At 71.0% G+C, this 6,520-nt stretch carries 8 protein-coding genes; 3 read left to right on the top strand and 5 right to left on the bottom strand.

What is annotated here, in order from left to right:
• Positions 1-82: 82 nt before the first annotated feature.
• A complete protein-coding gene (gene msrB, locus DXK32_RS27485) occupies positions 83-577 on the bottom strand; it encodes a peptide-methionine (R)-S-oxide reductase MsrB (protein ID WP_114861418.1) in 495 nt (164 codons plus the stop codon).
• Between the two features lie 119 nt (positions 578-696).
• Between msrB and DXK32_RS27480 the strand changes: the two genes are divergently transcribed.
• A complete protein-coding gene (locus DXK32_RS27480) occupies positions 697-1,383 on the top strand; it encodes a dienelactone hydrolase family protein (protein ID WP_114861417.1) in 687 nt (228 codons plus the stop codon).
• A gap of 56 nt (positions 1,384-1,439) precedes the next feature.
• Here the strand turns inward: DXK32_RS27480 and DXK32_RS27475 are convergent, their stop codons facing one another.
• The 4 genes from DXK32_RS27475 to DXK32_RS27460 form a co-directional block, all read right to left on the bottom strand.
• A complete protein-coding gene (locus DXK32_RS27475) occupies positions 1,440-3,071 on the bottom strand; it encodes an alpha-D-glucose phosphate-specific phosphoglucomutase (protein ID WP_114861416.1) in 1,632 nt (543 codons plus the stop codon).
• Positions 3,072-3,220: 149 nt separating this feature from the next.
• Positions 3,221-3,937, bottom strand: coding sequence for a cold-shock protein (locus tag DXK32_RS33555; protein WP_114861415.1), 717 nt, complete (start codon positions 3,935-3,937; stop codon positions 3,221-3,223).
• 149 nt (positions 3,938-4,086) lie between these two features.
• On the bottom strand, positions 4,087-4,302 hold the full coding sequence (locus DXK32_RS27465) for a hypothetical protein (RefSeq protein ID WP_114861414.1): 216 nt from the start codon (positions 4,300-4,302) through the stop codon (positions 4,087-4,089).
• Positions 4,302-4,850 carry a hypothetical protein gene (locus DXK32_RS27460; RefSeq protein ID WP_162801372.1) on the bottom strand — a complete coding sequence of 183 codons (549 nt, stop codon included), beginning with the start codon at positions 4,848-4,850 and terminating at the stop codon, positions 4,302-4,304. Before DXK32_RS27460 ends, DXK32_RS27465 begins: the two co-directional genes overlap by 1 nt.
• 167 nt (positions 4,851-5,017) lie before the next feature.
• On the opposite strand from DXK32_RS27460, the gene DXK32_RS27455 reads away from it, so the two are divergent.
• Both DXK32_RS27455 and DXK32_RS27450 read left to right on the top strand, forming a co-directional pair.
• The gene (locus tag DXK32_RS27455) at positions 5,018-5,809 is read left to right on the top strand and encodes a nucleotidyltransferase (RefSeq protein ID WP_114861412.1); all 792 of its coding nucleotides are present in this window, start codon (positions 5,018-5,020) and stop codon (positions 5,807-5,809) included.
• Positions 5,802-6,518, top strand: coding sequence for a metallophosphoesterase family protein (locus tag DXK32_RS27450; RefSeq protein WP_114861411.1), 717 nt, complete (start codon positions 5,802-5,804; stop codon positions 6,516-6,518). Before DXK32_RS27455 ends, DXK32_RS27450 begins: the two co-directional genes overlap by 8 nt.
• The last annotated feature ends 2 nt before the right edge of the window (positions 6,519-6,520 follow it).

Here is a 6,520-nt window from a genome sequence, read left to right as displayed (position 1 = left end):
CTCCCCCGCTTCGCAGGGGAGGGAGAACCCAGTCCCCTCCCCTGCGTCAGCGGGGGAGGGTTAGGGTGGGGGCAATACGGAGCTAGAACGCCGCCCCCTCCTCCACCCAATCCTGAACGCTCCTCGCCAGCGCCTGCCCCTCGGGCAGGAAGGCCAGCGAGACGGAGTTGATGCAGAAGCGCATGCCGGTCGGCGGCGGGCCGTCGGGGAAGACGTGCCCCTGGTGGCTGCCGCAGCGGGCGCACAGCGTCTCCACCCGCACCATGCCGTAGCTGTTGTCCTGCACCAGCTTCAGATGCGCGTTCTCGTAGGGCGCGGTGAAGCTGGGCCAGCCGGTGCCGGATTCGAACTTCGTCCCGGACCGGAACAGCGGCAGGCCGCACAGCCGGCAGGCGTAGGTGCCCGGCTTCTTGTTGTCGAGCAGGCCGCCGCAGAAGGGCGCCTCCGTCCCGTGGCTGAGCAGGACGTGCCGCTCCTCGTCCGACAGGCGCTCCACCAGCGCCGCGCGCTGCTCCGGCGTCGGCGGCGTCAGGTCGAAGGGTCCGGCGGTCGGGGAACGGTCGGCGGGGGCGGACATCGGGCGGCTCCAGTGACGGGGTGACGGTCCTAGGGGATATGGGCCAGTCGGTCGCGGATGACACCCGGCGTCAGGCTGCTATCTTCCCTGCACGGAACGAATGGAGGGAGAGACCAGCCATGACCGGAACGACCACCGGAACGACCGGCGCCTGGACGCACCTGACGGCGTCCGACGGGCACCGGCTGACCGCCTACGAAGCCCGGCCCGTCGGGCCGGAGAAGGGGCGGCTTCTGATCGTCCAGGAGATTTTCGGCATCAACAGCCACATCCGCCGCGTCTGCGACGGCTACGCGGCGGATGGCTACCACACGCTGGCCCCCGCCTTGTTCGACCGGGCGCAACGCGGGGTGGAACTGCCCTACGACGAGGCCGGCGTGCAGCGCGGCCGCGACCTGATGGGCGCGGTCAGCGTCGACGACGCGCTGACCGACGTCGCGGCGGGGCTCGCCCATCTCGGCGGGGCGGAGAGGGCGGCCATCGCCGGCTATTGCTGGGGCGGCACCATCGCCTGGGCCGCCGCGTCGCGCCTGCCGGTCCGCGCCGCCGTCGCCTATTACGGCGGCGGCATCGGCAACCGGCTGGACGAGGCGCCGCGCGCGCCCGTGCTGCTGCATTTCGGCGAGACGGACCACGCCATCCCCCTGACGGTGGCCGAGGCGGTGCGCGAGCGCCATCCCAGCGCCATCACGCACCTCTATCCCGCCGGCCACGGCTTCAACTGCGACGAGCGGGCCAGCTACGACGCGGCGAGCGCCGCCCTGGCCAAGCGGCGCACGCTGGGACTGCTCCAGGCGGTGTTCTGAAACGAAAAAGGCCCTTCCCCCGGCTCCAGGGGAAGGGCCTTCTTCTGATCACGTCGTTACGTGGCGACGTCCGGCTTGGTGCGGCCGGTGTGGCGCTCGATGCCGGCCAGTTCCGCGGCCAGATCGGCCAGCGGCTTCAGCGCCACCGGGGCGTCCAGCCCATGCTCGCCGCCGACCGGCTCGTACCGCTCGAAATAGACGCGCAGCGTGGCGCCCGAGGTGCCGGTGCCGGACAGGCGGTAGACGATGCGCGACCCGTCCTCGAACCCGACGCGCAGGCCCTGCCGCTCCGACCGGCTGCCGTCCACCGGGTCGGTGTAGGCGAACTCGTCCGCCGCCGCGACCTTGCGCCCGCCGAGGTCCGTGCCGGCCAGCCCCGGCAGCGTCCCGCGCAGTTCGGCGATCAGGGCGTCGGCGGCCTCCTGCGGGATGGCCTCGTAATCGTGGCGGCCGTAATAGGTGCGGCCGTAGGTGCCCCAATGCTCGTCCATCAGCTCGGCCACCGACAGGCCGCGGGCGGCCAGGACGTTGAGCCACATCAGGACGGCCCACAGCCCGTCCTTCTCGCGCACATGGTCGGCGCCGGTGCCGAAGCTCTCCTCGCCGCACAGGGTGATGCGCCCGGCGTCGAGCAGCGTGCCGAAGAACTTCCAGCCCGTCGGCGTCTCGTAGCAGGACATCCCCAGCTTCGCCGCCACGCGGTCCACCGCCCGGCTGGTCGGCATCGAGCGGGCGACGCCCGCCAGACCGCCCTTGAAGGCCGGGACGTGGGTGGCGTTGGCGGCCAGCACGGCGAGGCTGTCGCTGGGCGAGACGAAGACGTTGCGGCCCAGGATCATGTTGCGGTCGCCGTCGCCGTCCGAGGCGGCGCCGAAGTCCGGCGCGTCCGGGCCGAACAGCCGCCCGACCAGCTCCTCGGCGTGGGCGAGGTTGGGGTCGGGGTGGTGCCCGCCGAAATCCTCCAGCGGCGTGCCGTTGATGACGGTGCCGGCGGGGGCGCCCAGGCGGCGCTCCAGGATCTCCGTGGCGTAGGGGCCGGTGACCGCGTGCATGGCGTCGAACACCATGCGGAAGCCCGACGCGAACAGCTTGCGGATCGCCGCCATGTCGAACAGCGAGTCCATCAGCTCCGCGTAGTCGGCCACCGGGTCGATGACCTCCACCGCCATGCCGCCGAGCGCCGTCTCGCCGAGCCGGTCGAGGTCGAGGTCCGGCGACTCCAGCGTCCTGTATTCGGTGATGGCCTTGGAGCGGGCGAAGAAGGCGTCGGTCAGTGACTCCGGCGCCGGGCCGCCGTTGGCGGCGTTGAACTTGATGCCGAAATCGCCGTCCGGTCCGCCGGGGTTGTGGCTGGCCGACAGGATCACGCCGCCGATGGCGCCGCGCTTGCGGATGACGCAGGAGGCCGCCGGGGTCGACAGGATGCCGCCGCGCCCGACCACCGCGCGCGCGACGCCGTTGGCCGCGGCCATGCGCAGGATGGTCTGCACGGCGGTGCGGTTGTGGTACCGCCCGTCGCCGCCGATCACCAGCGTGGCGCCGGACAGGCCGTCCACGCAGTCGAAGATGGATTGGACGAAGTTTTCCAGATAGCGCGGCTGCTCAAAGACCTTCACGGCCTTGCGCAGCCCGGAGGTGCCGGGCTTCTGGCCGTCGAAGGGCGTGGTCGGACAGGTGACGGGAACCACTGGACGTCCTCTCTTGGGTCGTGTCGGGCCGGGGCGGCGTGCCGTCGCGCCGCCGCCCCGCTCCGCCACGATGCGCGGCTTTGCGCCGCCGTTCAACCGGGCCGAACGACACCTTACCTTCGGAAGCCCACCTTCGGCGGGCCGACGCCTTACGCCTCTTCGACCGAGACGGCTTCCGGACCCTTGTCGCCCTGGCGGATGGAGATGCGGACACGCTGGCCGTCGTTCAGCCCCTGCAGGCCGGAACGCTCCACCGCCTTGACGTGGACGAACACGTCCTGGCCGCCGCCGTCCTGGGCGATGAAGCCGAAGCCCTTGGTGGCGTTGAACCACTTCACGGTGCCCTCGGTCTGGGTGGTCGGGCCGCCCGCCGCCGGACGGCGCGGGCCGCCGAAGCCGCCCCGGTCGCCGCCGCGGTCGTTGAAGCCGCGGCTGTCGCCCCGGCCACCGAACCCGCGATCACCGCCCCGGTCACCGCCACGGTCGTTGAAACCACGGTTGCCGAACCCGCGGTCGCCCCCGCGGTCACCGAAGCCACCGCGGTCGCCAAAGGACGGGCGCGGACCCTGGGCACGGGCCGGGCGCGCCGGGACGGCGGTGGAGGTGTCGACCGAATGCAGGGCGGAGACCTGGTTGCCCTTGCGCCCCTCGACGATGTCCACCACGACGGTGGCGCCGTCCGGCAGGGACTCGTGGCCGGCGGTGCCGACGATGGCGGCGGGGATCAGGGCGTCGGGCGACCCGTCCTCGAACTTGACGAAGCCGAAGCCGCGGGTCGGATCGTACCACTTGACGGTGGCCTGAACCTGGGTGCCGAGGACGACGGGCTGGCGGTAGACGTGCTGGCGCGGGGGTTGACGGTGCATGAGACCCACTGAACTCCAAGAGGCGACTCGGCACCGGCCTTCGGTGCCGAGAGAAGACATCGCCTTTCCCCGCGCGAATCACAAGACCGCAGGAGCGCCGTTTCGCGCTCCCGCGGCCCTGGTGCCATTTTTCTCCCCGGCGGGTGGTGTCAGGCGAGCCGCTCGGGGTTCGGCGGCGGTTCCTCCGGGGGAACGGGGATGGCGTCCGGCGGCTCCTTGATCGGCGGCCGCGAGGGGTCTCCGGGCATGTCCGGCATGCCGGGCGGCGGCACCGGCATGTCCGGGGTCGGCGGGGAGGGAGGCAGGGGACCGGCGACGCTCAGGTCGGCGGCCATCAGTTCGGCCATCATCCGCGTTGTCGCCATCAGCCACCCCCGCCCATCGTGCCACCCGTCGCACCCGGCGCGGCGCGGGTCAGGCCGCGCGCCTTGTCCAGGGAGTCCATGCAAAGCTGCTCGTTGCCGTCCTTCGCGGCGGAGCGCGCGGCGGTCACCAGCGATTCGATCTGGGCGTTGCGCGCCGCCTGCCCCATCGACCCGCTCTCCATCGAGGAGCCGCTGTTCGGCGCGGCGTCGGGCCGCACCGCCGGGGCGGTCGGCATGGGAGCCCCGGTGCGCGGCGGCTCGATCACCGCCTGATCGCCCGAGGCCGGCGGCGCCACCACCCCGCCCGAGCGGGCGAGCTGGTCCGGCGTCGTGCCGGAACTGCCGCTCGGCAGCGAGCCATCCCCGGCTGTGGAGCCGGAGCTGCCCGGTGGCGTCGCGACCGGCGGCGGGCTGGCCGACAGGTTGTTCTCGGCGGCGAAGCGGTCGACCAGCGCGGCGCAGCTTCCCTGCGCCAAGGCGGGACCGGCGCCGCACAGCACGAGGCCGGCGGCGAGCAATAGGCCCTGTGGGATCGGATGTCGTGCCATCGGTTGCCTCCCCATCAGCAATACCACCCTCAACCGGCGTAGCGGGGCGGCGGTTCCACCCGCCTTTGCCGGCATTTTTCCCGGCCATCGACACCATCCGGTGGTGCTGTTTCGCCCGCTCCTCCTGTTGAAGGCGCAACGGACAACGGCGGGGGAGAGGGGGTGCGATGGACGGCAACTGCGAAGGTCTGGGGCATGAAAGCCGGGGGCGTGAGGGGCGTGCGCATGTTTCGGCGGAGGCCGAAGCCTTCTACACGGAGAGCCTGAAGGTTCTGACGGAATCCGGAATCCCTTTCCTGCTGGGCGGCACCTACGCGCTCAGCGCCTACACCGGCATCACCCGGCCGACCAAGGACATCGACGTCTTCTGCCGGGGCGGCGATTTCCCGCGCATCCTCGCCCATTTCCAGGACCGCGGCTTCACCACGGAGATCGAGGACGAGCGCTGGATCGGCAAGGTCCTGCACGGCGACCTGTTCTTCGACGTGATCTTCAATTCCGCCGCCGCCATCAACCCGGTCAACGACCGCTGGTTCGAGGAGGACCACCGTGCGCTGGTCTGCGGCACCGACGTCCAACTCATCCCGCCGACGGAAATGGTCTTCTCCAAGGCCTTCGTGCAGATGCGGCACAAGCACGACGGCCCCGACGTCGCCCACATGATCCTGAAGCAGCACGCCCACATCGACTGGAAACGCCTGCTCGGCCACATGGAGCAGTATTGGGAGGTGCTGCTGATGCACGTCCTGAACTTCCGCTTCATCTACCCGACGGAGCGCGACCACATCCCCGCCTGGCTGTTGCAGGAGCTTCTGGACCGGCTGAACGAGCGCGCGAAGCTGCCGGTGCCGCAGACCCGCATCTGCCGGGGGCGGCTGTTCTCGCGCGAGGATTATCGGATCGACGTCACGGACTGGGGGTTCGCCGACGTCGTCGGCGAGGAATCGAAGCATGGCTGACGCAACGTTGAAGGTCGCCGCCATCGGCGACATCCATGTGGGGGAAACCTCCACCCATCCCTACCGCGAGCTGTTCCAGGAGATCGCCGACCGGGCGGACGTCCTGGCGCTGGCCGGCGACCTGACCAACCACGGCAAGCCGCGCGAGGCCGAAGTGCTGGCCGAGGATCTGCGCGCCATCGGCATCCCGGTGGTCGCCGTGCTGGGCAACCACGACCACGAATGCGGCCATGTCGAGGAGATGCAGCGCATCCTGGAGCAGGCCGGCGTCCGCTTCCTTGACGGCAACCCGGTGGAGATCCGCGGCGTCGGCTTCGCCGGGGTGAAGGGCTTCGGCGGCGGCTTCGAGAACCGCATGCTCGACGCCTTCGGCGAACCGGCGATCAAGCAGTTCGTGCAGGAGTCGCTGAACGAGGCGATGCGGCTGGAAAGCGCCCTGCGCCAGCTGGAGACCGAGCGGACGATGGTCGTCCTGCACTACGCCCCGATTGCCGAGACGGTGCGCGGCGAGCCGACCGAAATCTATCCGTTCCTCGGCTCCTCTCGTCTGGCGGAGACCATCGACCGCTTCCACGTCCAGGCGGTCGTCCACGGCCACGCCCACCATGGCAGCTACGCCGGCCGGACCCTGCGCGGCACGCCGGTCTACAACGTCGCCCAGACCATCGAGAAGGAATCGGGGAGGCCCTACGCGCTGATCGAGCTGTGATC

Source organism: Azospirillum brasilense (genome assembly GCF_003349955.1).
Lineage (GTDB): Bacteria > Pseudomonadota > Alphaproteobacteria > Azospirillales > Azospirillaceae > Azospirillum > Azospirillum brasilense_B.
The sequence above is the reverse complement of the archived record's forward strand: the minus strand, read 5'-3'. Positions and strand labels throughout refer to the sequence as shown.

Bases quoted from the DNA above. Each gene is read 5' to 3' on its own strand.
- DXK32_RS27450 (WP_114861411.1), top strand. From the start codon at position 5,802: ATGGCTGACGCAACGTTGAAGGTCGCCGCCATCGGCGACATCCATGTG.
- DXK32_RS27455 (WP_114861412.1), top strand. From the start codon at position 5,018: ATGGACGGCAACTGCGAAGGTCTGGGGCATGAAAGCCGGGGGCGTGAG.
- DXK32_RS27465 (WP_114861414.1), bottom strand. From the start codon at position 4,302: ATGGCGACAACGCGGATGATGGCCGAACTGATGGCCGCCGACCTGAGC.
- DXK32_RS27480 (WP_114861417.1), top strand. From the start codon at position 697: ATGACCGGAACGACCACCGGAACGACCGGCGCCTGGACGCACCTGACG.
- DXK32_RS33555 (WP_114861415.1), bottom strand. From the start codon at position 3,937: ATGCACCGTCAACCCCCGCGCCAGCACGTCTACCGCCAGCCCGTCGTC.
- msrB (WP_114861418.1), bottom strand. From the start codon at position 577: ATGTCCGCCCCCGCCGACCGTTCCCCGACCGCCGGACCCTTCGACCTG.
- DXK32_RS27460 (WP_162801372.1), bottom strand. From the start codon at position 4,850: ATGGCACGACATCCGATCCCACAGGGCCTATTGCTCGCCGCCGGCCTC.